This is a genomic window from Pedobacter sp. PACM 27299 (genome assembly GCF_001412655.1).
In the GTDB taxonomy this organism is placed as follows: Bacteria; Bacteroidota; Bacteroidia; order Sphingobacteriales; family Sphingobacteriaceae; genus Pedobacter.
This window is the reverse complement of sequence record NZ_CP012996.1, coordinates 3,746,347-3,772,160: the sequence shown is the minus strand read 5'-3', so window position 1 is coordinate 3,772,160 and position 25,814 is coordinate 3,746,347. Positions and strand designations below refer to the sequence as shown.

Genomic DNA, 25,814 nt, shown 5'->3' with positions numbered 1-25,814 from the left:
ATGAGCTTTATAACTGATAAACAAACGATCGATGATCTGAATATCTTCTCCAAGTCGGGAAGCGATTCGATCTACCATATTTTTAATAAAACCTATACTCAAGGTGGAGCTGCATTACTGGAAGATTTGTTTCGGAATCCGCTTTCGGATGAGAAACTGATCAATGAAAGGGTAGCCACTCTGCGGTACTTTCAGGGCGATAAAGCTGTTTTTCCTTTACAGGGAAACCGTTTTGAAGAAGCAGAAAGATACCTGGCCAATACCGATCCCCGCAGTCGCCTTTCTAATCAGGGTTTCAGCATGGCAGATTTTAAAGCGGCCGGAGAAAGTGTGACCGCATTAACGGAAATCTTACAGGGATTGAGAAGCTTTATGCTGGACATTCAGCCAAAAGTTTCCGATAATCCTTACGGTAAAGAAGTGGAGAAAATCCTGGAACTTGTCAATTCCAGGGCATTGGAAATTATCTTTGCAGACCATGGAAAAGGAAAAATCTCCTCCGGTAAAATTGTAGAATACGACAATATTTTACGCTTTCAGCAGCGTCCGCTAATGGAGAAAATCCTGCAGCACATTTACCACCTGGATGTATATATTTCTATCGCCAGGGTAGCTGAGGAACGAGGTTACAGCTTTGCTACTGCATTAAAGCGTGATGCCAACCGTTTAAAACTGGAAGGTCTAGGTCATCCTTTACTGAATAAGCCAGTGACCAATGCTTTGGAGATGACCCCCGACAGCAATATTGTATTCCTAACCGGAGCTAATATGGCGGGCAAGTCTACCTTTATGAAATCACTCAGCATTGCGATGTACCTGGCACACCTTGGTTTTCCAATTGCGGCAAAGCAAATGGAGTTTTCCGTATGTGATGGCATGTACACCACCATTAACCTGCCGGATAACCTGGCCATGGGCGCCAGTCATTTCTATGCAGAAGTGCTGAGGGTGAAAAAAGTAGCGGTTGAACTTGGTGCCGAAAAGAACCTGTTTGTCGTGTTCGATGAGCTGTTTCGTGGAACCAATGTGAAGGATGCTTATGAAGGTACAATTGCCATCATGGAAGCATTTGCCAGTAAACCACATTCCCTATTTGTGATTTCTACACACATTATGGAAGCGGGTGATGTATTACAGCAGAAATGCAGCAACATGATTTTTCGCTATTTGCCTACCCGAATGGAAAATGGCAAACCAGTTTATACCTATACGCTAACAGCAGGAATTACCGATGACAGACATGGGATGATCATCATCAATAATGAAGGTGTCCTAGAGCTGATCAGTGATCAAAAAGAAGCGAAAAAGACACCGCAAAATCTTACGGCAGATCAACAAACTATTGAAGATCTGAATTTGCAGGGAAAATTTAAACAGCAATCAATTTACAGTTTTTTCAATCGCCTGCAAACCAGGGGTGGAGAGAAAGTGCTGGAAGGTATGTTTGCCCAGCCTTTGAACCAGCCTGAACTGATCAATAAACGCAGTGCTTTATTTGCATTTTTCCAGCAGCACCGCGTGATTTTTCCAGTGATCCGCTCACAGGTGGAGTCGATGGAAGATTATCTGGCTGGTGGAGCAGGTGCGGCATTGCCAAGTGTAGCCTGGGGCATCTTTACCAAGAAGTTCCAGCAAACGCTTTTTCATAGTGCAGAATTATTGCAGTTACAAGCCGGACAATCGGTGACGATTGAAGTTTTACAAGCCTTTCAGGAGTTCTTCACGGAGCTGAAAGGAAAAGCCGGTGTTGGCGTCTATCAGCAATATCTCGACACTGCCATAAATATTCTTCAGGATAGCAGGTTACAAGCTATTCTTATGAAAGGAGCCGAGCAGCCTTCCTTAATGCAGCTGATTAAAAACGACCATGTGATTCGTCATGCGATGATGAACCAGATGGAAACGTTGCTGAAACTCATTTATGAGTTGGATGTATTTACAGGTGTAGCCGCAGTTGCCGCTGAAAATGATTTTGTATATGCCACAGCATTGCCTGCCGATCAAATGGTGCTAAACATGCAGGCTTTCCGCCATCCCGGATTGAGGAATGGAATTGCGAATAACCTGCATCTAACGAAGGACCGCAACGTCCTGTTTTTAACCGGTGCTAACATGGCAGGGAAATCTACTTTCATGAAGTCTATGGGAATTGGGGTTTACCTCGCCCACATGGGCTTCCCCGTCGCAGCAAAAACTATGGAGTTCTCAGTGAAAGATGGTTTGTTCTCTTCGATCAATGTTTCTGATAACCTGGATATGGGCTACAGCCATTTTTATGCGGAAGTATTGCGTACCAAAACTGTGGCTAAAGCAGTGAGTGAATCCCTGGATCTGTACGTTTTGTTTGATGAATTGTTTAAAGGAACAAACGTAAAAGATGCTTATGATGCCACACTGGCCGTAACAAAAGCTTTTGCAGCAAACAGGAACAGTTTCTTTGTGGTTTCTACACACATTATTGAAGTGGGGGAAGCTTTAGGGAAACAATGTGATAACCTGCAATTCTCTTTCCTGCCTACAGTGATGAAAGATGGGGTACCTACTTATCCGTATACACTGGCTTCCGGTATCACCACCGACAGACAAGGTATGATCATCATTGAAAATGAAAAGATCGTTGACATCATTAAAGGTAAGCATCAGGCCATTCAAAAATCTTCTTTATAACCGCATCATGTTCATCAAATATAAATATTTAAGCTTTTTATTTCTTGCGGCGCTTTGTATTCCTTTTGCCTGTAAAACCAGTCAGGATGGACAGCCATTGCTGCTTGACCCGGAACTAAGAATGGGTAAACTGCCTAATGGTTTTACCTATTACATCCGCAAAAATAAAACACCGGAGAAACGGGTCACAATGTACCTGGCTAATAAAGTGGGTTCTATTCTGGAAACAGATCAGCAAAGAGGGATTGCCCATTTTGTAGAACACATGAACTTTAATGGAACAAAACACTTTCCTAAAAAAGAACTCTCCAACTACCTGGAAAAATCAGGGGTACGTTTTGGAGCAGACATCAATGCGAATACTGGTTTTGATGAAACAGTATACCAGCTTCCATTACCTTCAGACCATCCGGAATTACTGGCCAATGGCCTGCAAATCATGCGCGATTGGGCGCAGGATGCCAATATGGAAGCGGAAGATGTGGAGCGTGAACGTCATGTGATCCTGGAAGAAAAACGTTTCCGTCAGGGGATTGCACAACGTCTACAGGAAAAAAGCCTGCCTTTTTATACCAATAATTCCCGTTATGGTTCGCGTTTACCCATCGGAATTGAAGAAGTACTTTTAAAAGTGACACCGGAAGAAATCCGCAGTTTTTATAAGGAATGGTATCGTCCGGATCTTCAGGCTATTTTGGTAGTCGGAGATGTGGATGTAGACCAGATGGAGAAAGACATCAAGGCCAAATTTTCAGACTTGAAAAACCCGGAAAAAGCAACAGCACGTCCGGCCTATCGCGTCAGCCTGACGGGTAAAAACCAATATATGCAGTTCATAGACTCAGAATTTTCTGGAGTCTCTCTAGAGATCATGAAGAAACAGCTGGCGGATACGATCAGGACAAAGGCAGATTACCTTGGAGATTTGAAACAGAGATTGCTGGCAGAGCTGGTGAGTATTCGGTTTAGAAGATTACCGATTGTCGGTTTTACGCCGCTTTCTGGGGGGATAACTTCCTTCTCTGTCAACCTAAGCACTAAGCCAGGAGAGACCGAACAGGCATTGAAAAGTATATGGCTGGAACTTCGTCAGATGGAAGAACAAGGTTTTACAAAATCAGAATTGGGAAGGGTGAAAAAAGCCTACCAGTTCCAAATGGATGAAGCTTTGAGAGAAAAAGATAAGACCAGTTCTGAAGTACTGATCAAACCCTATCTCCAGCATTTTCTAACAGGTAATGCTGCTCCAGGGATCGTTCAAGAGGCAGAACTGACGAAAGAATTACTGCCTGAGGTTTCATTAGATGAAATCAATAACCTGATGAAGGCGTATATGAAAGCTGAGGATCGGGACATCATTGTGAAATCTTCTGCTTACAATAAAACATTTCTTCCGGATGAAGCGACCCTGCTGAAATGGATAGAAAGCGTATATGCGCAAAATCTGCCTCCTGTAGAAGAAGAGGAATTAGACCTTCCAGTGCTTAAAAAAGAACCTGTTCCAGGAAAGATTACTGCTATAGAGGAAATTAAACCAGCTGATCTTCAAAAGATCAAGTTGAGCAATGGCATGACGGTATTGTTGAAAAAAACAGACTTTCAAAATGATCAGATTCTGATCAAAGGCTTTGCTGCAGGCGGAACTTCTTTATCTGGAGATGCAGATTACGAAAGTGCCCTGAATGCAGCGAATATCGTAGCTGCTGCAGGAGCTGGTAATTATGATGCCCTGCAGCTGGGGAAAATTATGACCGGAAGAAAGGTGCAGCTGAGCCCCTTTATCCTGGATCAGTATCAGGGATTTAATGGCAGTACCACTACAGAAGATTTGCCAGCTGCGCTGGAGTTGCTGCATGCTTATTTTATGGAACCCCGTAAGGATGAGGAGTCTTTTCAGACACTCATCGGAAGAGCTAAAGAGCAGCTGATCAATAAAGAAGATAACCGATCGCAAGTGTTTATGGACACTGTGAACCTGGTTTTGGGAAATTACAGCAGCCGTAAAAAACCACAAAGTATCAGTCGCCTGGAAGCCATACAGCTAGACCGTGCTTTTGAAATTTATAAAGCACGTTTTGGCAATGCAGCAGCTTTTACCTTCCTTTTTGTAGGAAATATAGCAGCCGAAAAACTGAAACCATTATTGGAAAAATACCTGGGCTCCCTGCCTTCGACAAGGGTCGTTGAAAAGGCAAAGGATCTTGGAATTAACATTCCTGCCGGAAGGATTGCTAAAACCGTGTATAAAGGCACAGAACAGAAGTCAAGTGTAATTCTGGCGTATTCAGGTGATTTCGACTACAATTTTGAGAACACAATTAAAATGAATGCAATAGCGGATGCTTTAACTATTAGTCTGACGCAGCGTCTTCGTGATCAGGAGGGCGGAACTTATACCCCAAATGTGCAGCTTAGTTTATCTAAATATCCGAAAAGCAGGTTTGCATTGGTCATCTCTTTCGATTGTGCGCCAAAGAATGTAGAGAAACTGAACGCATCAGTACAAGATGAACTCAATAAAATGAGAACATCAGGCCCTTCCGCAGAAAACTTGCAGAAGTTTAAAGCTGCACGTAAAGTTGGACTCGAAACAGGGGCCAGGAACAATGAATTCTGGATGGATTACCTGGCTTCGCAAGTGATGAACAATGAATCCCTGAACCAGTTTTTTGAATATGGGAATGCTTTAAATGGCATCAGTACAAAATCTGTTCAGGAAGCAGCTGCAAAATACATTCAGGATAAAAACTATGTGAAACTGGTTTTAATGCCTGAAAAAACTAACCCTTGATGATAACCCTATGAAGAAAATTATACAAATAGCCAGGCTGGAACTTAGCCTGCTATTTTATTCACCAATTGCCTGGCTCATGCTGCTCATCTTATTCGTACAGATGAGTATGGGTTTTACCCCCAGATTACCAGATTTAGCACGCGGAGCAGGACTCAGCGCGCTCACAGATAAGCTATTTATCAATCCGGAATATTTCGGTGTGCTTAGTGGTATTCTGGATAAATTGTACCTCTATATTCCATTGATTACCATGGGCATCATCAGTAGGGAAACCAGTAGTGGAAGTATAAAACTGCTGTATTCTTCTCCAGTGAAACTAAGCCAGGTGATCTATGGAAAATTTCTGGCCATGATGGTGTATAACCTCATGATCATCGCCGTGATTTGCCTGTTTATATTGGTCGGTGCGATTTATATCCCGAATTTTGACTACCCACATATTTTTGTGGCTTTACTGGCCATTTATTTAATGCTCAACACTTTTGCAGCCATAGGGATCTTTGTATCCAGCTTAACGAACTATCAGGCGGTAGCTGCGATCAGCACTTTTGTAGTGCTGGCCTTTATGAACTACATTGGCAGAATAGGACAGGGGATCGATTTTATTCGTGACCTGACCCATAGTCTGTCTATGCCGGACCGTACGGCAAGAATGATGTCTGGATTGCTGAATAGCCGGGATGTCATTTATTACCTGGTGATTTCCGGGATGTTTCTTGCTTTAACGATTACTAAATTGGAATTGGAACGGGTATCGAAAACCGTGTTGCAGCAAGTGATGCGATATACTTTGATTGTATTGGTCGGTTTAACGATCACTTATGTCAGCTCCCGTCAGCAGATGATTGGTTATTACGATGCCACCGCCACCAAACAGAATACCATCAGTAAAAACACGCAGGAAATCCTTAAAAAAATGGGTGACGAGCCGGTGGAAATGACCGAATACATCAACGGTCTGGAAGATTCTTACAACCAGGCGAAACCGAATCAGCGGATTGCAGATATTGCCAGATGGGAGCCTTACCTACGTTTTAAACCCAATATTAAGTTAAATTGGGTGTACTATTACGATAGTATCCCCGGGATCACAGCACAATTGAAACAGCAGAATTTTACTTTTAGTCATTACGTAATGTTTATGTCTAACCTGAATAAACTAGACCTGCGCAAATTTTTGACGCCTGCAGAAATTAAAGAGCAGATTAACCTGGAAGGTGAAAATGCAAGAGTAGTGATGCAGCTAAAGTATAAGGGTAAAACTACGTTCTTGCGTACTTTTTCTCCTGACAGCTATTTCTGGCCGAAAGAAGCAGAAACTGGTGCTGCCTTAAAACGACTGATTGTAAATGCGCCGAAAATTGTTTTTGCAACGGACGGTTATCAGCGCAGCATGAATAAAATAGGGGACAGAGATTATAAAACTTTGGCAAATACAAAGTTAAGCAGAGGCTCAATGGTGAATCAGGGATTCGATGTAGACAGTGTGTCTTTAGAAAATGCAGAGATTCCTGCAGGTATTGCGGCATTGGTAATTGCAGATCCTAAAGTGGCTTTTAGTACGCGGGCTATGACTAAAATCCAGAAATACATCGATCAGGGTGGGAACCTGATGCTTGCCGGAGAGGCTGGTAAACAAAGCGTGATCAATCCCCTACTGGATTCCCTGGGTGTGAAGATGCTGAAAGGAACCTTGGTTCAAGAGAGCAAAGATTTTTCAAATGATCTGGTTACGCCAAATTTAGCAGCTGCCGCAGCAGCGATGACTCCGGAATTACAGCCTTATTATCTACGGAAATGGGTGGTGTCTATGCCAGGAGCAGCAGCTTTAGCCTATAATCCTGAAGGATCTTTTACCGCTCATCCTTTGTTGATGACCAACCCGGAAAGCAGCTGGCTGAAAAATGGAAAACTGGTATTGGATTCGGCAGCAGCAGTATTTAATGCAAAGGCAGGTGATCAGAAAGGAAGCTTTCCTACTGCTTTGATGCTGACCAGAAATCGCGAGCATAAAGAACAAAGAATCATGGTTTCCGGAGATGCCGACTTTTTAAGCAATGCGGAACTTTCAAGGATGAATATGCAGACTATGAACAGCGGTTTTGCTTTAGGTATTTTCAAATGGTTCGCCTACGGAGAATTCCCGATAGATACGAGCAGGCCCGATCCTAAAGACAATGTAACAACGCTGACTAAGATCAGTACAAAAATCTTACAAATAATTTATTATGGCGTAATCCCAGGTGTATTTTTCCTTCTCGGACTGGTAATCCTGATTCGCAGAAAACGTAAATAATATGAACCAATTGCTTGAAAATATTAGCTGGGCATTTCTCCTCACTATAGGTAGATATTTTACCATCGCAGGTATCTTTTTTTTAGTTTTTTACCTGCTTTTTCCCAAAAACCTGCTGCGAAATAAGATCCAAGGTAAGCTGGCGGGTAAGGCCGATTTCCTGCGGGAAATTCTACATTCTTCAGTGTCTAGTCTCGTGCTGGCCATCATGGCCATCATCGCGCTCTCCGAAGGAATTCGTGGATACACCTTCATCTATACCGATTTACATGCATATCCGATATGGTGGATTCCGGTAAGTCTGTTGCTGACCTTATTGGTTCATGACACTTATTTCTACTGGATGCACCGGATTTTACACCATAAAAGGTTGTTTAAGACCACACATCTGGTCCACCATCAATCTACCAATCCTTCTCCTTGGACGTCTTATTCTTTTCATTTTTTGGAAGCCATAGCAGAAGGAGCAGTGATGATTGTATTGGTTTTCGCCATGCCTTTGCATCCAATCACCTTGGCGCTGTTCGCCTTATCCTCTTTTATCATCAACGTATACGGACATTTGGGCTATGAAATTATGCCCAAAGGTTTCCGAAATACGTTCTTATTCGAAATCGTAAATACCTCTACTTTTCATAACCTGCACCATCAGAAGTTTAAAGGGAATTATGGATTGTATTTAAGGGTATGGGACAGGTGGATGAAAACGGAACACCCGGATTATGTGAAAGACTATGACCGAATGCAGGAACAGCGATTTGGGAAATTGCATAAAGACACTTCATTTGATTAAGAATTAGGCTTCAGAAGGCTAGAGCATTAAGCTTCGGGTATAACGTTGATCTGCACATCTTTGATGTTGTTACACCCTGGTCCGGATGGTACTGCATTGCATTCCTGGTCTGGATCGGTGGATATAGCAGCATCAGGATTTGTTGGGGTAGGTAAGGTAGAAACAGTCGCATTAATGGTAAATGTCAGCTTTGCGGCATTGTTCATGTTCAATGTGGCGTCATAAGCTGCAGCAGTAAGGTTAGAAGAGTTGAGCAGCGCTTTACCTGCAGTTACTAATGGCGTAACGGTGCTGCCGGTAAGTCCGGCAGGCAAATCCAGATGAAATTTGGCTCCTAACACATGATCAGGACCATTATTTCTTACTGTAACTACAAAACTAGCGGCTTTTCCTTCACAAATTGAAGTGGGATAACTAGTGATGGAAACTACTTCCAGATCTGTATCCAAAATGCGAAAGGCTAAAAGGTTCATTAATGGCGTAATTGGGATATATGCCCAGCTGTCCATGCCATTATCATCTCCGAAATTAGCCCTCCGATATTACTCCAGATATGGCCATTGGTACTGCTATTGATCCCTGCCAGATTTCTTTTGGGGTTGGAGGGGATGCCTATGTTTGGAATATCTGTATCATCTCAGTACTGTTTGTTGTGGGGATTATTTCCATTGATCTGTGGGTTCCTGCCTGATTTGGCGTTCCGTCAATCCCTCTAAAACTAAGTGCACTGAGTATCGGATGAACGATAGAATTGACCAGCCAAACTGGGCCTGACGCTGATGGTGCCGAAGCTGGGAGATCACCCAAAGGGGCATTAAAAAATAACTTATGGGTTACATTGGTTGCATCATCAGGCGCTGTTGGATTTTGAACCGGAATTGCGCTGGATGTGGTGCCAATTCCCTTTACACTTTTATATAGAGCATTTCCAGCACCATCTCTGAATCCTTTATTGTTGACAAAAAACTGAAATGCGGCGCCCTGCATTCCATTGGTGTTTACTGTATTTTTATAACCATCTCTTGTGAGCAGATTGAAAACACCATTAAATGAGCCGTAATTGTTGGCAACATTAGAGGCATTAGCGGAAAACAAATTCATGAACGCACGTACCGGTACAACTGTCTGACCAAGGCCTTTTACAGAAACATCGAAAGCCTCAATGTACCAGCTATTTGGATTTTGAACTAATCCCTTGTGCACTGGAACCTAAATATAGCGTTTCGCCAACTTTGGCCGTGAGTTCTTTACTACCTTCAGCTGCGACTTTGAGGGTACCTAGAACAAATAAGAACAGGAGAATGTTCTTAAGTAAAGGTGTTTTCATAAGATAGGGGGATGAGATGTTTTCTTACTATTTATATGGGTTCTTTAGGTGTTGATGGTGAGTGTTTTAATGTAGTTTAACTGTTTTAAATTATAATAGGAAAAAAAATGTTTCCTAGCTTTGTTCATTGGTAGGTGTAGCAAGATTTTGATAGCTTCGGCCTGATCATCATCATATTTAAAATATTTATAACTACCATTGAGCTAAATGATGAATATACCGGACTGGGAGAAATATCAGGATCTTTTTGAGACAGTGGAACTGCCTGCTAAGACGGTCCTATTAAAGGAAGGGGCAATAGCCAATAAAATTTACTTTATTAAAAAAGGCTGTATTCGAATATGGTTTAATAATGATGGTAAAGAAGTCACTTGCCAGTTTTTCTTTGAAAATCAAAGCATTGCTTCCATAGAGAGTTTTAAAAACCTGGCTCCGAGTCAGTTCAATGTCGAAACCATAGAGCCCTGCACGTTATTTTACCTGAGCAGAAATCACTTCCTCATGATAATGGAAAACTCAGCGGAAGTCAGAAAGAAAATAGAAGACCATACATTCGACAGGCTTTTGTGGTATCAGCATCTTTTTCTTTCCCGCATCAAGGATAGTCCCCAGAAGCGATACCAGGAATTACTGGAGCGGCATCCACAAATTCTTTTGCGTGTACCTCAGCACTATATTGCGACGTATTTAGGCATTACCGCTGTTTCTTTAAGCCGGATCAGGAACAGAAAATCATAATTCACACCTGCAGTGGCTTATACGATCTCAATTTCTTTCTCTTCAAAGGCTTCAAATATCTGTGCAATAACGATGTTTCTGGTCATATCCGCATTGGAAATGTCCTTGCACCAGAAGTATATTTTTATATTGCTGTTCAGCTTACTCACCGGACTGATCATGATCACCGGTTCTTTATTGATAAAGACGTTGTTGTTATTGATAATAATATCCCTGATCTGATTCACTACCTCGGTTGAATTGAAAGGCTTAGCAATCGTTAAAGAAATGTCTATGCGCATCTGATTGTTGCTCAGCGTCCAGTTGATGATGTTGTTCGATAAAATTGCGCCATTAGGAATAATAACCTCTGCACCTTCTTCGGTAAGGAGTGTGCTGGCACGAACACCAATCTCTTTCACTCTTCCTTTTTTATTACTCAATTCTACCACATCTCCAATCCGGATAGTCTTATCAAAAATAAGGATGATCCCGGATACGAAATTGCTCACTATATTTTGTAAACCTAGTCCGATACCCACACCAAGGGCACCAAGGATGACGGTAATCTTGTCAATTGGAAGTCCTGATGCGGCAACCGCGATCATGAATCCCCCAATGAGCAGTATCAGACGTGTAATCAGTAATTTTGAACGCTGCCCTTTATTGTCTTCAATATCATCATCGCCAGTATCTCCAAAGAAATAGGCAATGTATTTCTGTAAAAAGTTGGCGGTCCAGATGATGCCTAAAAACAGGACGATGCCACCAAAGGTAAAGGAGAAGTTCCCAATCGTTCGTTTTTCTATAAGCACTTCCATTAAAGACTCATACAGGCCATTGAAAATATTAAGGTTGGTGGTGAATATCACGAACCAAATGATGGTTGCACCAATCCCTGTAATCCTTTTAAGACCTGAAATCACTGGGTGCCAATCGAAATATTCAGGGTAACCTTTACGAATCCTGCTGCTTTTCATTTGAAGTAAAAAGGCTTCCACCAATACTTTAGCCAGGATGGTTAAGGAAATGGCATTCAACAAAGAATTGACACCTGTGGAATAGAAAATCTGGGTCAGTGTGAAGCGGCCGAAAAGATTGCAAAATATAGCAATGAAGGCGAAGATCGTGTAAATATACCCAGTCACCAGGATCATTCTATATCTTTTTTCCTGCTCATCCAATTTCCTTAAAATGATGGTTCCGTAAGCCGTAGAACTGATGCTTAGGAACATTAGGAGCCAGCGCTGAAATCTTGGAGGCATCCCTAATAAACGGAGAAAAACAGGCGCTAACAGGAGTACTGCAAAGATGCACCAATAGTAAAACAACTTTGATGAAAGCCTTTTACGGAAGAAAAATGTCAGTAAAATCGCGAGTATAATCTGTACAGACTCGATGTATAATGCCGGTGCCTTGAGGTCGAATATCGGTGCTAGGGTAAACAGCATGATAAAGGTAATCAGGTAGGGATGGGGATTCAGCAAGGAGAAATCGTCGAGCGCTTCCAATCGGTCGTGCCGCTTCATGCTCCTGAAATTAAAGAATACCCAGAAGAAGAAAGTCAAGCAGGTAAAGATCAATAAAATGCGGCTGCTGCGCGTATAAACGAAGTAATAAGCTGATATTTCCTGCTCACCATTGATGAACTTACGAAAGCCAACACCTCTATTGTTACTCGTTGCAGACTCCCAAAGGTAACGTCGTTCTTTCCCGAAAGCTTTGATACTCACTGCATCGAGCTGTCTGTCCGTCAGGTACATCAGTTCTTTAATGTTGATCAGGTTCGCTGAAGTTCTTGCCTGCAGGTTATTTATGGATAACGTGGTTGTTTTTAGGAGGCTATCCATGACCAGGTGTTTTTTCTCCAGCTCTGCAAATTCGTCTTTAAACAGCGTACGCATCGAGGGCAGCGTAAAAAGTTTAATCAGCACCGTATCCTTGCGCAGGTTAAGAATTTCTGTTTTTAGTTCCCTTAATTCTTTTTCATATTCTTCGAGATCCGTCAGGCAATCCTTATTGTTAATTTGAAGCTCTTTCAATAAAGTCTGATCCATCTGCAGATTTTGCAGGTTCGGCGTTCTATCACTTTGATTGAGCCTGCTTTTAAGTAAAGCAAGGGCAGCTTCATCCTGTGTTAAATGCGCGGCTATGGGTGTCAGCTTCTTAAAGGAGCCTACCGTAACAGGAACTTTATTAACCGTTTCAAATACTTTTTCAAGATGGCTGAGGTAATCGCTTTTCGTTAGTGTAGCCGAGTCGGAAAGGATAGAAATGTCCTGATGGTCCTGGTCTGTATGTTTGTTTTTCTGCGCAAAGGCAGGAATAGAAAGGCATAGAGCCAATAATAAGGCGATCGTATGGCGAATGGATATGGAAAAAAAATGTCTTTCTGTCATTGATTTATAAGAAGTAGGGAAGAGCGATCCAGGAGCATGAAAGCTACTGGATCTCACAAAAATAGTTAATAGATTGTGATAACCTATATGTTTTAATAGCTTTATATTCCCCACGCATTACAAATCCTTAACCTCTACTAAATGATTCATTTATAAACAAAGTTTAGTTTTGCTAAACATTATAAATTTAAATCATGAAACTAAAACTGCTTTTAATCCTGCTGACCCTAACTCAGCTGGCCACTGCACAAACTACAAAAACCAGAAATGTAGTGCTGATTTCTATTGACGGCTATCGCTGGCAGGAGATTTTCAAAGGTGCCGATTCCGCACTGCTCGGCAACAAGAAATACCGTAAACAAGATTCTGCGGCAGTATTCCAGAAGTTTTGGGCTGAAACAGCGGCCGAGCGCCGTGATAAACTGATGCCTTTTTTCTGGAATGTCATTGCTAAAAAAGGACAGTTATATGGAAACCGGGAATTGGGTAACCTGGTCAATGTTAAAAATAAATACTGGTTCTCCTATCCCGGAAGAAGTGAAACGATTACCGGCTATTATGATGAAAATATAAACTCAAATTCCTATCCAAATAACCCGAATGAAAATATTCTGGACTTCCTGAACATGCAGAAAGATTATGAAAATAAGATCGTCACCATTGCAGGATGGGAACCCGTAGCTAAAATTGTAAACAGAGATAGAAACCAAATTACCCTAATCAACCCCTTTGAAAAAGTAAAAGGAAAGCAATTAACCGAAGCTCAGCAGCTGGCTAATGAAATCCAGAACTATATCCCTAATTATTTTGGTACTTCTGTACGCTGGGATGTGGGTACGTATGCCATCGCTAAAACTTATATTAAAGCCAATCACCCTAAATTTACCTATATAGATTTTGTAGATCCTGATGACCTTGGTCATGCAGGTCAATACGACTATTACCTGGATGCCGGCAGCTATCTTGATGCGATGATTGGCAACCTTTGGAATGCCATGCAGGAAGATCCGTTTTATAAAGACAATACCACATTCATCATTTGTCCGGATCATGGAAGGGGCTTAGGAGATCAATGGACCGGCCACGGTTCATCCGCAAAACATTCTAATGAAACCTGGCTGGCGGTATTGGGACCAGATACACCTGCTCAGGGAGAAATGAAGGATTCCGGCCAGATTTACCAGGATCAGATTGCCCAAACCATTGCAAATTTACTCGGATTTGATTTTAAAGCCAATCACCCGGTAGCAGCGCCAATAAAATCTGTGCGTCATTAGTCATGTTAATTTAATTCTCAATGGCCCGGTTCTGGATTAAGAACCGGGCTTTTTTTATCCAGAAAAACAGTGATTTAGTGGTTGCTGTTTACAAATGCTTAACGAATGTTTAGTAGTGTGTTTATAAACAGAGTTTAGTTTTGCTAAACAAATCAATAGCTAAATTATGAATCAATTCTACACAAAAGGGAAGTTACTATTTACAGTATTTCTCATGTTCTGCAGCATTAACATGTATGGGCAGTCCAAAATAACCGGGACTGTTGCAGAGGAGTCAGGGCCCATTCCTGGTGCGACTGTGACGAACAAAAATAACGGGAAAAGTACTTCAACTGATTTTAAAGGGGGATTTACTATCATTGGAGCACTGGAAGATCTTTTGGAAATCAGATCGATCGGCTACAAGACTAAACAAGTAAAAGTAGGCAGTATCTCTGCAAATAACATCGTTTTACAGAGCGATAGTAAATCGCTGGATGATGTGGTGGTGACTGCACTCGGTATTAAAAAGGAGAAAAAAGCAGTAGGCTATTCCGTTCAGGAAGTAAAAGGAAGCGACCTGGTAAAGGCAAGGGAGCCTAATGGGATCAGCTCGCTGACCGGAAAAGTTGCCGGTCTGACAATTACCCCAAGTGCCAACCTGTTCGGAGATGCCGGGATCTACCTGAGAGGCCAGTCTGGGGTACTGATCGTAGTAGATGGCGTGCCCATCAGCTCAGATTCCTGGAATTTAAGTCCGGATGATATTGAAACTTACTCGGTATTAAAAGGTGCCAATGCCGCGGCATTATATGGTAGCCGCGGTCAGAGAGGTGCAATCCTGATCACCACAAAAAAAGGTGGATCCATCAATAAAGGCTTTACTGTCGACTTCAATTCCAGTACACAACTACAGACCGGTTACAATGCGATTCCTGATTACCAGACAGCTTATGGTGCTGGTGATAATTTCAAGTACGAATTTAAAGATGGAAAAGGTGGTGGGATCAACGACAATGACTATTTTGTATGGGGACCAAGGTTTGAAGGTCAGCTGATCAATCAATACAATAGCCCAATAGATCCGGTTACCAAAGCACTGGTACCTATCCCATGGCTCGCCAGGGGAAAAGATAACCTGAAAAACTTCCTGCGTGATGGATTGCTGAGCACAAATAATATAGCCATCTCTACCAAAAGTGAAGTCGGGGATATGCGTGTCTCGCTCTCGCAGATGCTGCAGCGCGGTACCGTGCCAAATACCAAATTGGGCAGTACAAACTTTAATTTCTCTGGCGGATTAAACGCAGGTAAAAAGGTAAGGTTTGAAGCCAATATCAATTACAATAAACAGATTACCCCAAATTATCCGGATGCCAATTATGGCCCTAACAGCTATGTATACCTGATGAACATCTGGGGTGGCGCAGATTACGATGTCAGAGACCTTCAGAATTACTGGAAACCTGGTCAGGAAAATATTCAGCAGTATAACAGAGAATATACGATTTATAACAACCCGTATTTTACGGCTTATGAAAACTTGCACAGCTATGCAAAAGACGATATCTACGGACATCTTTCCATGAAATACAGCATTACCGATAAGTTGAATTTTAACCTGAGAAGTAATGTGAGTACCTGGAACAGATCCCGCACTAAGCGAATTCCGGTATCAGGGAACTTCTATAATGATGGTGTAAATCAAGTAGGTGGCTACCAGGAAGTGTACGATAAGTTCTGGGAAAACAATACAGAAGCTTCATTCAGCTATGCCGATAGATTTAAAGATTTTGGATTCAAATCCTCAGTTTTTGCAAATTTAAGAACCGTAAAAGTTAGCTCATTAAGTGCAAGTACTAATGGTGGACTGATCGTTCCAGGGGTATATGACCTGGCCAATACTGTGCTGCCTTCGGTGCCAACCAACGATTATGGGCACAGACAAGTCGCCAGTACCTACGGTTTGATCGACCTTGATTATAAGAACTATTTGTTCCTGAACTTAACAGGCAGGTATGATAAATCAAGTACTTTGCCTGAAAAACACAATGCCTATTTCTACCCTTCAGCGTCTTTAAGTGCCGTGATTTCTCAAATGATTGAGCTGCCAAAAGAGATCTCTTTCCTGAAAATGAGAGGTTCTTATGCCAATGTAGCCTCTGATCTTGCCAAAGAAGATGCCCAATACGACATCTACAAACTGAATTCCACGTATACGCCTTATTCCACCAGATGGAACAACAATACAGGGGTAACCTATAGTGGCGTGCTGACCAATCCTGACATTTTAGCCGCAAGGGTGAAAACAACAGAGGTAGGACTGGAAGCCAGATTCTTAAACAACAGGATCGGATTTGATGCCGCCGCATTCTATAATATTGAAGGGCCGGAAATTGTCAACCTAACGGTGAGTCCGACTTCAGGAGTGACTTCTACTCAAAAAAATGCGTTCACTTATGTGAGAAAAGGACTGGAATTAACGGTAGACGGAAGTCCGGTAAAGACCACCGATTTCTTATGGAATGTAGTGCTGAACTGGTCAACAAATCACCGCTGGCTGAATAAAATTGACGGTATCCTGGAAAGAGATGGACTGATCAAAGTAGGAGATAGAGCCGATGGTTATTTTATTACCGATTTCCAGCGTGATCCTAACGGAAAAATGATTGTAGGTACAAATGGATTACCTGCTTTAAATCCTTATAGAAGCCTTGTTGGCTATAGCGATAATAATTTTGTAGCGAGTATCAACAACTCCTTCAAATACAAAAACATCGGATTGAGCTTCCAGGTGGATGGTCGTTTTGGAGGAAAGATTGCAAATGCAGTGGATGATTCTCAATGGAACTCCGGAACTGCCCCAGCATCTGATAGCCCTTACCGTTTGCTGGACTGGCAGAACAGAGCAAATTCCAGCTGGAAAGGCAGTGTGATGACAGATGGGTTAAAGATCGTTAGCGGTGCTTTAAATACCGATCAGGATGGTAATGTGATTTCTGATACCCGCGTTTTTGCCAATAATGATGTGCCGGTATTGTACCAGACCTGGGCCAGAAACTTTAACAGATCAAACCATGAACTGATGCGCAGCAGAACATTTGTGAAGCTGAGAGAAGTGGTGCTGACCTATAGTGTGCCAGCAAGCTTCATGCAAAGAACAAAGATTGTGAGTGCAGCAAGTCTATCATTAGTAGGTAGAAACCTCCTTTATTTCACAGGTAAAGGAACCAGAAATATGGACCTGGATCAGTTTATATCCGGAGCCGGATTGCAGACGCCATCGGTAAAAAGCTTTGGTCTCAACTTAAATGTTACTTTCTAAAATTAGACTTATGAAAACTAAAATATATTCAATATTAGCAGGTATGCTGATCATCGCATCTTCTTCCTGCAAAAAAACGGAAGCATTGCAAAAAGATCCTGCTGCCATCCTAAATGTCTCGCCGAAGTTGATTTTTACAGGCTTACTGCTAAACAGCTCGCAGGCACCATGGACTACAGATCAGCGCCATAACCAGTTTATGGTAATGAACGAAGCTTACTATGGAAACCAGTCTTACAATTGGACCACCTCGGATTATGCAGCTTATACGCAATTGAGAAATGTGCAGCGCATGGAAATCGAAGCGATGAGGGTAGGACAGCCTGCTACAGCATACCTGGCGCTGGCCAAGTTTTTTAAAGCTTATTTCTTCATCTCTGCCACGGAAATGTTTGGCGATATTCCGATGAGTGAAGCCTTAAAAGGGGCATCAGAAGCTAATTTTAAGCCTAAATATGATGAACAAAAAGAAGTTTATCGCCAGTCGCTGCAATTGCTGGAAGAAGCAAATACGGATTTAACGCCCTTTGTATTGGCACAGGCCAAGGTGGATGGTGATTTCTTTTATGGTGGTGATCTTGCCAAATGGCAGAAATTGGTCAACTCCTTACACCTGAGGGTATTGATCTCTTTAAGTAAACGTGCCGATGATACGCCGGATTTGAAAATAAAAGAACAGTTTGCTGCAATTGTAGCCAATCCCGCCAAATACCCATTGATCCTGAGCAATGCGGATAATTTCCAGCTGGTTTACAATACTTCGAATGTTTCCAATAACTATCCGCTATGGCCAACCAATGGTGTCGTATTGAAAAAGGACCTTCGGAATAATCTGGGAGCAACTTATATGAACATTCTGACCAAAACAAATGACCCAAGGGTATTCGTAGTGGCCTTGCCGACTGATTCTGCCAAATTAAGTGGTGACCCTGGTTATGCCAGTCAATTCAGCTCATTTAAAGGAGGACGCACCGGCGAATTGCAGACTACCTTAAAAGATCAGGCCATTGCCGGAAAACTGAGTATGATCAATTTTGACTACTGGCTTTCTTCACCTTCAGGGATTCCTGCGGTTCAGCTGGGTGCCTATGAAACTAATTTTATCATCGCCGAAGGCATCAACAGAGGCTGGACAACAGGAAATGCAGCCAGTTATTACGAACAGGGCATCACCGAATCCATCAAGTTTTATGGCATCACCAGCCCCACTGTAATTTCAGCTTTCCTGACAAAAAATGCCTATGTTGGAAATACTAAAGCAGGCTTGGATCAGATTCTGGAACAAAAATATGTAGCTTTCTTTCAGAATTCTGGTCGTGAGGCTTATTACAACTACAGAAGAACAGGAGTTCCTAAGTTTGATATTGGTCCAGCCAATGCCAATAATAATTTGATTCCAACAAGATGGGCTTATCCAACAGGAGAATATACCGTAAATGATGTAAATTTAAAAGCCGCATTGCAGCGTCAATTTGCTGGAGCGGACAATCAAAATGGACTAACCTGGGCAGTAAAATAGAATGGAAATGCAAGAAAGAAGAAGTTTTTTAAAGCAAGGATTGATGCTGGCAGGAGTGGCAGGACTTCATGCACTTCCTTTGGAGGCCGCTGCTGGAATCGCCTCAGAACTCCCTGCAAAAGCAGTTTTAAGTTTTGGCTTACTCACGGATTTACACCATGACCTGATTAAAGATGGGGTAGCCAGAGTAAAGGCTTTCGTGGAAGAAATGAATAGCGTAAAGCCTGATTTTATCCTGCAAATCGGCGATTTTTGTACGCCTAAACCCGCAAACAAAACGCTGATGGAAACCTGGGATAAATTTAATGGCGAAAAGCACCACGTCATCGGTAACCATGATGTGGATGGAGGTTTTAGCCATGATCAGGTGGTAGATTTCTGGAAGTCAAAAGGGATTTATTATTCATTTGATTTGAAGGGCTATCATTTTATCATCTTAAATGGAAATGAAAGACCAGCGAATGATACGTCTAAAGGTTATCCCAGGTCAATCAGTTCGACCCAGTACCAATGGCTCAAAAATGAATTGGAAAGCACCAATTTGCCAGTGATGATCTTTTGTCACCAGGGAATTGATAACGACCTGGATGGAATCCGAGAAGGTGCCATGCTGCGCCTGCTTTTTGAGAGAACCAATAAAAAGGCCGGTTTTGAAAAGATCAAAGCTGTTTTTAGTGGACACAATCATGAAGATTACCATAACGTATACAATGGCATCAATTACATTCAGATCAATAGCGCCGCTTATCAGTTTGGCAGGAAAGGGAGAGATTATGAATTTGCGCATACAAAGGATCCGCTTTGGGCATTGGTGACGATTTATGCCAATGGAACGATGAAGGTAAAAGGGAAAAGTTCTACCTATATGGATGGCAGTAAGGAATACGCAGGTTCAGATTATCCAGGTTATCCAACTACGCCAGTGATTTCGGACAGGATGATCAAAATCGGTTAGGATGATCAGATAAAACAGGAATAATCATTTAAAAACTCCTTTGAAATACGTTTCAAGGGAGTTTTTTTATTGAAAGTATTTGACCACCAGCCTTATTTTTTATACTGCTTTCTATAGGCTGAAGGATTGAGTTTCGAGACCACCTTGAATTGTTTACTAAAATTCGCCCAGCTATTGTAACCGCTGTTGTAACAGATGTCTAAAATTGCACGATCCGTATCCCTTAATAGTTTACAGGCATGGCCAATTCTAATCTCTTTGAGGAAATCTAGATAGCTTTTTTTAATGTTGCGCTTAAAAAAACGGCAAAAAGCAGGAATAGACATATTGGTGATTCCGGAGATTTCCTTTAGGGAGATGGGACTTTGGAAGTGCTTAAAGGAGTAATCAATGATGGTTTCTATGACTGAATTCTCCGCAGAGCTATTTCCTGTGCTGCTCGCCATGGTGATGACCTTGTATTCAGCAGAGCTACCGATGCGCAGCATCGCATTCAAAAGGAGCTGAATGCGATCCAGACCTTCCGCATATTCTAGTTGACGGATGATGGCAGTGATCTCCATAGATAAAGTTCCCTGTAGCTGAATCCCGGTGTTTTCCTGTCTTAATAACCTTGCAATAGGTTTCATCTCCGGTAAGGATAAAAAATCATCGCCCCAGAACTCACTTAAAAACTGTAGGACAATGGCACTGCCAATGGCGTTATTCTGCAATTTTCTGAACCAATGCGGCACATTACTCTGCAGGAAAAACACATCCCCTTCCTTATATTCTCCAATGTAATCACCGATTAAAGCTGTCCCATTTCCTGCAGTGATCAGGATCAATTCACATTCCAGATGCTTGTGCCAGGCCGTTTCAAAATTGGGTGTTTTATAAGTCCGGCAAGCAAAAGAATGGTGTTCTTCCACATAAATTTTTTGTATTAATGTTTTCATTAAAGCTGTTTTGTGTGTTGGTCATCTGCTATTCTAACCTAAAATAAGGGTATTTATTCTAATAATTGATCAGATAACATATTTTTTTAGCCATATAACAGTTGAATAGGAGTATGGTAATTAGGTACATTTAAAATTACGTTAAGGATGGGTGCAGGCGATTTAATTAAAATAAACCACACACAAATTGGAAAATAACACTTACGATGCCATTGTTGTCGGTTCCGGCATAAGCGGAGGTTGGGCCGCAAAAGAACTCTGTGAAAAGGGACTAAAAGTAATCATGTTAGAACGGGGAGGGCCTTATGATCATGTTAAAGATTATAAAACCGCTCAGAAAAATCCCTGGGAAATGGAACATCGCGGACGTACCACACAAGAACAGAAAAAGAATAATCCGGTGATTCACCGGGGTTGGGCAGCTGCCGAAGAAGTCATGGATGGATGGGCAAATGAAAAGGATTGTCCTTATACAGAAACCAAACCTTTTACCTGGTGGCGCAGCTATCGAATGGGCGGCCGCTCTATCTTATGGGGAAGGCAATCTTACCGATGGAGTCCGATGGATTTCGAAGCGAATGAAAAAGATAATGTGGGTGTGCCATGGCCAATTGGTTATGATGACCTCGCTCCATGGTATGACCATGTAGAGAAATTTGCAGGAATCAGCGGCTCTATTGAACAGCTTCCGCAATTGCCCGATGGTCAGTTTTTGCCACCTATGGAATTGAATTGCGTGGAAAAAGACATCGCCGAAAGGATAAAAAAAGAATACCATGAAAAAAGACATTTAATCATTGGAAGGGTAGCCAACCTGACCGCCGAGATTCCAGGCAGAACAAAATGCCAGTTTAGAAACCGCTGCTGGGAAGGATGTCCTTTTGGTGGATATTTTAGCACGCAATCTTCTACGTTACCCGCGGCCATGAAAACAGGAAATCTGACCGTTCGTCCTTACTCATTGGTAAAAGAGGTATTGTACGATAAGGATACTAAAAAGGCAACTGGTGTAGAGATCTTGGATACCGAAACCAATCAAACTATCGAGTTTAAAAGTAAAATAATTTTTCTATGCGCCTCGACTTTAAATACAGCCTGGATTCTGATGAATTCCGCTACGGAGGTCTGGCCGGAAGGTATGGGCAGCAGCAGTGGGGAGTTGGGACACAATGTGATGGACCACCACTATAATATTGGAGCCTCAGGAACAGTAGAAGGCTTTGAAGACCAGTATGTGTATGGCAGAAGAGCGAATGGGTTTTACATCCCCAGATTCGTTAATCTAGGCGGTGATAAACGGGATTACTTGCGTGGTTTCGGTTATCAGGGAGGTGCCGGCCGACAAGGATGGGGCAGAGAGATTGCCGAATTACAGCTTGGCGGCGACTTAAAAGATGCTTTAACCGAACCTGGGCAATGGACAATCGGTGCCACCGGATTCGGTGAAATACTTCCCTATCATGAAAATAGAGTATCACTCGATAAAAATGTGAAAGACAAATGGGGACTGCCAGTACTGAATATGGATGCAGAAATGAAAGAGAATGAGCTGAAAATGCGTAAAGATATGCAGGAAGAAATGCGTGCTATGCTGGAAGCTTCTGGCGTGAAAAACGTAAATACCTATGATGGTGGCCATGCTTTAGGACACGGAATTCATGAAATGGGGACCGCAAGAATGGGCAGAGATCCTAAAACTTCAGTGCTGAATAAATGGAACCAGGTATGGGATTGTACCAATGTTTATGTGACCGATGGTGCTTGCATGACCTCCTCTGCCTGTCAGAATCCATCCCTTACTTATATGGCTTTAACCGCCAGGGCAGCGGACCATGCCGTGTCTGAACTAAAGAAAAATAACAGCTGATTTTATGGATAGAAGAGAACTTTTGAAAATGATCGCTCTGCTCACGGGTGGGGCGATGATTGGCGCTGATGTACTGCTGACTGGCTGCAGCCCTAAAAAAGGAGCAAAGCAGACCTTATTTACGAAGCAGGATCAGGATTTTTTAGACGAAGTAGCCGATACAATATTGCCAGATACAGCCAAAAGCCCAGGTGCAAAAGCGGCAAAAGTTGGCGCATTCATGACCGTGATTGTGGAGGATTGTTATGAAGAAAAAGATCAGAAAGTCTTTAAGGAAGGAATCATACAGTTGGATGCAGCCTGTAAAAAAATGCATGGTACCGATTTTCTAAAAGCAAGCTCCCCTCAGCGCTTGTCCCTGCTGCTCGCATTGGATAAAGCAGCAAAAGTCCATCAGGCGAACAAGGGAGATTTGCCATCTCATTATTTTACCATGATGAAGCAGCTGGCCTTTTTCGGATATTTTACTTCTGAAATAGGCGCAACAAAAGCCATGCGTTATGTGGCTGCGCCTGGGCGATTTGAAGGGAGTGTTCCCTATAAAAAAGGAGACAAATCCTGGGCCTAAATACAGGTAAACAAACGTTTGCGTAGAGATATCCCTACTCTTAATTACTTAAGGCTAGGGATATTTCTCTTTTCAGTAAAACGGCCCCGTTTTGTAAGCGTAATCTGTCTTTAACAGTAGGATCTGTTCCTGAATGATTGGAGAGAAAGCATGGAATTAAAAGCTGCTGCTACACTCTGCAAACGTTTGCGTTATATCAGTGCGTAAATTCTTTTTTAAAATCTCTTTCCTGACGTAATATTAGCTATAGAACCAGAATGATGGAGAATGGTAAAGCCTATGGGCAGCGATCCTTGGCTTTGTGAAAACTATTACATTTTTGGCTTAAAGCAATATACTGGATGCACAATAATGAGCAGTCCTGAATTGATCACAGCACAAAATAAATGAAGTAAACACCAATAGAGTAGGTAGACACCAAATTAAACCAATGCGTAAAAATCTGGAAGGGCTATTCCTGAAGATGTCGGAGAAACTGGCCGCTTTGCAGCAACGAGATGGAAGCTGGCACGCCAGCTTACTAGATCCTGAAAGCTATCCATCTAAAGAAACCAGTGGCACCGGTTTCATCTGTTATGCGATGGCCTGGGGCATGAACAACCAGCTGCTTCCAGACAAAAAGTACCTGCCAGTGCTGAACAAAGCATGGTTAGCGTTGACCACCGCGGTACAGCCAGATGGGAAGTTAGGTTATGTACAGGCACAAGGTGCCGCACCTGATAAAGTAGGCTATGACGATACGGATGTATATGGCGTTGGGGCTTTCCTGCTTGCCGGGAGCGAAATGCTGCCTTTATACCTGAACCATAAAGAACAGGTATTGATCAAAGAAGTCCACAACGGAACTGCCGCACCAAAAAAAATGCTGGTCACATTGAATTGGTCTGATGTAGCTAAGAAAATTAAGAAAAAGAAACCTAAAAAAATACTGGTTAGAGATGGCGCAACAGGTGAATTTATTCCTTTGGTAATGACCACTGTGAATGAACTTCCACAGGTATTGCGTTTCAGCGTAGATGTTTCCAGCGGAACCAGTAGATATTTTCAAATTAGTGCTCAATAAACCTAAAGAACTAGATTAATGAATAAACTTAAATGCATGTTTTTGATGGTCGCCATGCTGATGACCAGTCCTGTTGTTCAGGCGCAATCCTCAAAAAAAACGAAACAAAACCAAGTGACAGCCGGCGCTCAGGACCGCCAGTATTGGGCAGAACTCCTGTATAAAATGTCTTCGCCGGTGATCTTAAATCTCGCCGATGGCACTTTGAAAAAGAATATGCCCGTAGAAGTTCCTCCAGGCCAATCGACAGATTTCTTTAAAAAAGTAACTTATCTGGAAGCTGTTGGTCGTACCATGGCAGGGGTAGCTCCTTGGCTCGCTTTGCCGGATGATGCGACGAAAGAAGGACTGATGCGTAAAAAACTGCGCCTGGCATTGTTAAAGGGAATTTCAAATGCGGTAGATCCGGAAAATCCAGATTACCTGAACTTTAGAACGGAGAGTCAGCCGATCGTAGATGCCGCCTATATGGCTCAGGCTTTTTTGAGAGCACCAAAAGCATTGTGGGAGCCATTAGATGACCTGACGAAGTCAAGAATTGCAGAAGAATTTAAAGCTTTAAGAACACGTACAGGCGCTTATAACAACTGGTTGCTTTTTGCTGGAATCAATGAGGCTTTCCTGTTGAGTATTGGCGAACAGCCGGATCCCGCACGATTGGACTTTGCAAAGAGGAAAATCCTGGAATGGTACCAGGGAGATGGCTGGTACAGCGACGGACCAAGTTTGAGTATTGATTACTACAACTCTTACGTGATCCACCCGATGCTGGTTGATTTTTTTAAAGTGCTTTCGGATAAGAAAAGAATTAATACGGAGATGTACGAAACTGCCGTAAAACGCATGGTTCGTTATTCAGAGTTTTCAGAGCGGATCATTGGGCCGGATGGTACGTATCCACCAATGGGGAGGTCGGTCACTTACCGAACAGCTGCTTTTCAGGCTTTAGGCCAGGTCGCATTGATGGGTAAATTGCCTGCGCAAATTAGCCCTGCACAAGTGAGATCCGGACTTACGGCGGTGATGCACCGCATGTTTGAACAATGCAATAACTTTGATAAAGCAGGCTGGCTGGTATTGGGTTTCTGTGGCGCTCAGCCTGGGATCGCCGATAGTTATACCTCCACAGGGAGCTTGTACATGGCAACACTTGGATTTTTGCCTCTGGGATTACCGGCAGACAATGAATTCTGGACGGCTCCTGCAGCAGACTGGACCGCAAAAAAAGCATGGTCTGGCCAGCCATTCAAAAAAGATTACCATGTGGAATACTAAATATTAGCCCTTAATAAAAAAGAACAAAGGAATTTCGATGGAAACACTTCATAGC

Annotated in this window: 17 protein-coding genes; 13 read left to right on the top strand and 4 right to left on the bottom strand. The window is 42.4% G+C overall.

Features of this window, described 5'->3' with window-relative positions:
- Genes AQ505_RS26955 through AQ505_RS15740 form a run of 4 tightly spaced genes read left to right on the top strand, consistent with a single transcriptional unit; the run spans position 1 to position 8,550 of the window.
- On the top strand, positions 1 to 2,667 hold the full coding sequence (locus AQ505_RS26955; RefSeq protein ID WP_231634898.1) for a MutS-related protein: 2,667 nt from the start codon (positions 1 to 3) through the stop codon (positions 2,665 to 2,667).
- Positions 2,606 to 5,458, top strand: a complete 2,853-nt coding sequence (locus AQ505_RS15750) for a M16 family metallopeptidase (RefSeq protein ID WP_062549055.1) — start codon at positions 2,606 to 2,608, stop codon at positions 5,456 to 5,458. Before AQ505_RS26955 ends, AQ505_RS15750 begins: the two co-directional genes overlap by 62 nt.
- A 10-nt stretch (positions 5,459 to 5,468) precedes the next feature.
- On the top strand, positions 5,469 to 7,757 hold the full coding sequence (locus AQ505_RS15745; RefSeq protein ID WP_062549054.1) for a Gldg family protein: 2,289 nt from the start codon (positions 5,469 to 5,471) through the stop codon (positions 7,755 to 7,757).
- 1 nt (position 7,758) lies between these two features.
- Positions 7,759 to 8,550: a sterol desaturase family protein gene (locus AQ505_RS15740; RefSeq protein WP_062549053.1), complete on the top strand. Its 792-nt coding sequence runs from the start codon at positions 7,759 to 7,761 to the stop codon at positions 8,548 to 8,550.
- Between the two features lie 26 nt (positions 8,551 to 8,576).
- Here AQ505_RS15740 and AQ505_RS15735 read toward each other — a convergent pair whose 3' ends face one another.
- Together AQ505_RS15735 and AQ505_RS15730 are read right to left on the bottom strand one after the other, a co-directional pair.
- Complete coding sequence (locus tag AQ505_RS15735; RefSeq protein ID WP_157262409.1) at positions 8,577 to 9,023, bottom strand: DUF11 domain-containing protein; 447 nt, start codon at positions 9,021 to 9,023, stop codon at positions 8,577 to 8,579.
- 139 nt (positions 9,024 to 9,162) lie between these two features.
- Entirely contained in the window at positions 9,163 to 9,753 is a 591-nt protein-coding gene (locus AQ505_RS15730) for a hypothetical protein (protein WP_062549051.1), read from the bottom strand.
- Positions 9,754 to 10,084: 331 nt separating this feature from the next.
- Here AQ505_RS15730 and AQ505_RS15725 point away from each other — a divergent pair, with 331 nt between their 5' ends.
- Positions 10,085 to 10,615, top strand: coding sequence for a Crp/Fnr family transcriptional regulator (locus AQ505_RS15725; protein WP_062549050.1), 531 nt, complete (start codon positions 10,085 to 10,087; stop codon positions 10,613 to 10,615).
- A 17-nt stretch (positions 10,616 to 10,632) separates the two neighbouring features.
- Here the strand turns inward: AQ505_RS15725 and AQ505_RS15720 are convergent, their stop codons facing one another.
- Positions 10,633 to 12,993 (bottom strand): mechanosensitive ion channel family protein, encoded by a 2,361-nt coding sequence (locus tag AQ505_RS15720; protein WP_082461569.1) that lies wholly within the window; start codon positions 12,991 to 12,993, stop codon positions 10,633 to 10,635.
- Between the two features lie 194 nt (positions 12,994 to 13,187).
- Between AQ505_RS15720 and AQ505_RS15715 the strand changes: the two genes are divergently transcribed.
- From AQ505_RS15715 to AQ505_RS15700, 4 genes are all read left to right on the top strand, one after another.
- Positions 13,188 to 14,270: a sulfatase-like hydrolase/transferase gene (locus AQ505_RS15715; RefSeq protein WP_062549049.1), complete on the top strand. Its 1,083-nt coding sequence runs from the start codon at positions 13,188 to 13,190 to the stop codon at positions 14,268 to 14,270.
- 166 nt (positions 14,271 to 14,436) lie between these two features.
- Positions 14,437 to 17,574: a SusC/RagA family TonB-linked outer membrane protein gene (locus AQ505_RS15710; RefSeq protein ID WP_082461567.1), complete on the top strand. Its 3,138-nt coding sequence runs from the start codon at positions 14,437 to 14,439 to the stop codon at positions 17,572 to 17,574.
- Between the two features lie 10 nt (positions 17,575 to 17,584).
- Positions 17,585 to 19,093 (top strand): SusD/RagB family nutrient-binding outer membrane lipoprotein, encoded by a 1,509-nt coding sequence (locus AQ505_RS15705; protein WP_062551059.1) that lies wholly within the window; start codon positions 17,585 to 17,587, stop codon positions 19,091 to 19,093.
- Between the two features lie 7 nt (positions 19,094 to 19,100).
- The gene (locus AQ505_RS15700) at positions 19,101 to 20,048 is read left to right on the top strand and encodes a metallophosphoesterase family protein (RefSeq protein WP_197286190.1); all 948 of its coding nucleotides are present in this window, start codon (positions 19,101 to 19,103) and stop codon (positions 20,046 to 20,048) included.
- A 92-nt stretch (positions 20,049 to 20,140) separates the two neighbouring features.
- Here AQ505_RS15700 and AQ505_RS15695 read toward each other — a convergent pair whose 3' ends face one another.
- The gene (locus AQ505_RS15695; RefSeq protein WP_062549046.1) at positions 20,141 to 20,986 is read right to left on the bottom strand and encodes an AraC family transcriptional regulator; all 846 of its coding nucleotides are present in this window, start codon (positions 20,984 to 20,986) and stop codon (positions 20,141 to 20,143) included.
- Between the two features lie 187 nt (positions 20,987 to 21,173).
- Here AQ505_RS15695 and AQ505_RS15690 point away from each other — a divergent pair, with 187 nt between their 5' ends.
- The 4 genes from AQ505_RS15690 (at position 21,174) to AQ505_RS15675 (ending at position 25,759) form a co-directional block, all read left to right on the top strand.
- Positions 21,174 to 22,853 carry a GMC oxidoreductase gene (locus AQ505_RS15690; protein ID WP_062549045.1) on the top strand — a complete coding sequence of 560 codons (1,680 nt, stop codon included), beginning with the start codon at positions 21,174 to 21,176 and terminating at the stop codon, positions 22,851 to 22,853.
- 4 nt (positions 22,854 to 22,857) lie between these two features.
- A complete protein-coding gene (locus tag AQ505_RS15685; RefSeq protein ID WP_062549044.1) occupies positions 22,858 to 23,421 on the top strand; it encodes a gluconate 2-dehydrogenase subunit 3 family protein in 564 nt (187 codons plus the stop codon).
- Positions 23,422 to 23,851: 430 nt separating this feature from the next.
- Positions 23,852 to 24,484: a glycoside hydrolase family 88 protein gene (locus AQ505_RS15680; RefSeq protein WP_062549043.1), complete on the top strand. Its 633-nt coding sequence runs from the start codon at positions 23,852 to 23,854 to the stop codon at positions 24,482 to 24,484.
- Between the two features lie 18 nt (positions 24,485 to 24,502).
- Entirely contained in the window at positions 24,503 to 25,759 is a 1,257-nt protein-coding gene (locus AQ505_RS15675) for a DUF2264 domain-containing protein (RefSeq protein ID WP_062549042.1), read from the top strand.
- Positions 25,760 to 25,814: the final 55 nt, after the last annotated feature.

Bases quoted from the DNA above. Each gene is read 5' to 3' on its own strand.
- AQ505_RS15740 (WP_062549053.1), top strand. From the start codon at position 7,759: ATGAACCAATTGCTTGAAAATATTAGCTGGGCATTTCTCCTCACTATA.
- AQ505_RS15720 (WP_082461569.1), bottom strand. From the start codon at position 12,993: ATGACAGAAAGACATTTTTTTTCCATATCCATTCGCCATACGATCGCC.
- AQ505_RS15750 (WP_062549055.1), top strand. From the start codon at position 2,606: ATGAAAAGATCGTTGACATCATTAAAGGTAAGCATCAGGCCATTCAAA.
- AQ505_RS15675 (WP_062549042.1), top strand. From the start codon at position 24,503: ATGAATAAACTTAAATGCATGTTTTTGATGGTCGCCATGCTGATGACC.
- AQ505_RS15685 (WP_062549044.1), top strand. From the start codon at position 22,858: ATGGATAGAAGAGAACTTTTGAAAATGATCGCTCTGCTCACGGGTGGG.
- AQ505_RS15715 (WP_062549049.1), top strand. From the start codon at position 13,188: ATGAAACTAAAACTGCTTTTAATCCTGCTGACCCTAACTCAGCTGGCC.
- AQ505_RS15735 (WP_157262409.1), bottom strand. From the start codon at position 9,023: ATGAACCTTTTAGCCTTTCGCATTTTGGATACAGATCTGGAAGTAGTT.
- AQ505_RS15700 (WP_197286190.1), top strand. From the start codon at position 19,101: ATGCAAGAAAGAAGAAGTTTTTTAAAGCAAGGATTGATGCTGGCAGGA.
- AQ505_RS15745 (WP_062549054.1), top strand. From the start codon at position 5,469: ATGAAGAAAATTATACAAATAGCCAGGCTGGAACTTAGCCTGCTATTT.
- AQ505_RS15705 (WP_062551059.1), top strand. From the start codon at position 17,585: ATGAAAACTAAAATATATTCAATATTAGCAGGTATGCTGATCATCGCA.
- AQ505_RS15710 (WP_082461567.1), top strand. From the start codon at position 14,437: ATGAATCAATTCTACACAAAAGGGAAGTTACTATTTACAGTATTTCTC.
- AQ505_RS26955 (WP_231634898.1), top strand. From the start codon at position 1: ATGAGCTTTATAACTGATAAACAAACGATCGATGATCTGAATATCTTC.
- AQ505_RS15695 (WP_062549046.1), bottom strand. From the start codon at position 20,986: ATGAAAACATTAATACAAAAAATTTATGTGGAAGAACACCATTCTTTT.
- AQ505_RS15680 (WP_062549043.1), top strand. From the start codon at position 23,852: ATGCGTAAAAATCTGGAAGGGCTATTCCTGAAGATGTCGGAGAAACTG.
- AQ505_RS15725 (WP_062549050.1), top strand. From the start codon at position 10,085: ATGATGAATATACCGGACTGGGAGAAATATCAGGATCTTTTTGAGACA.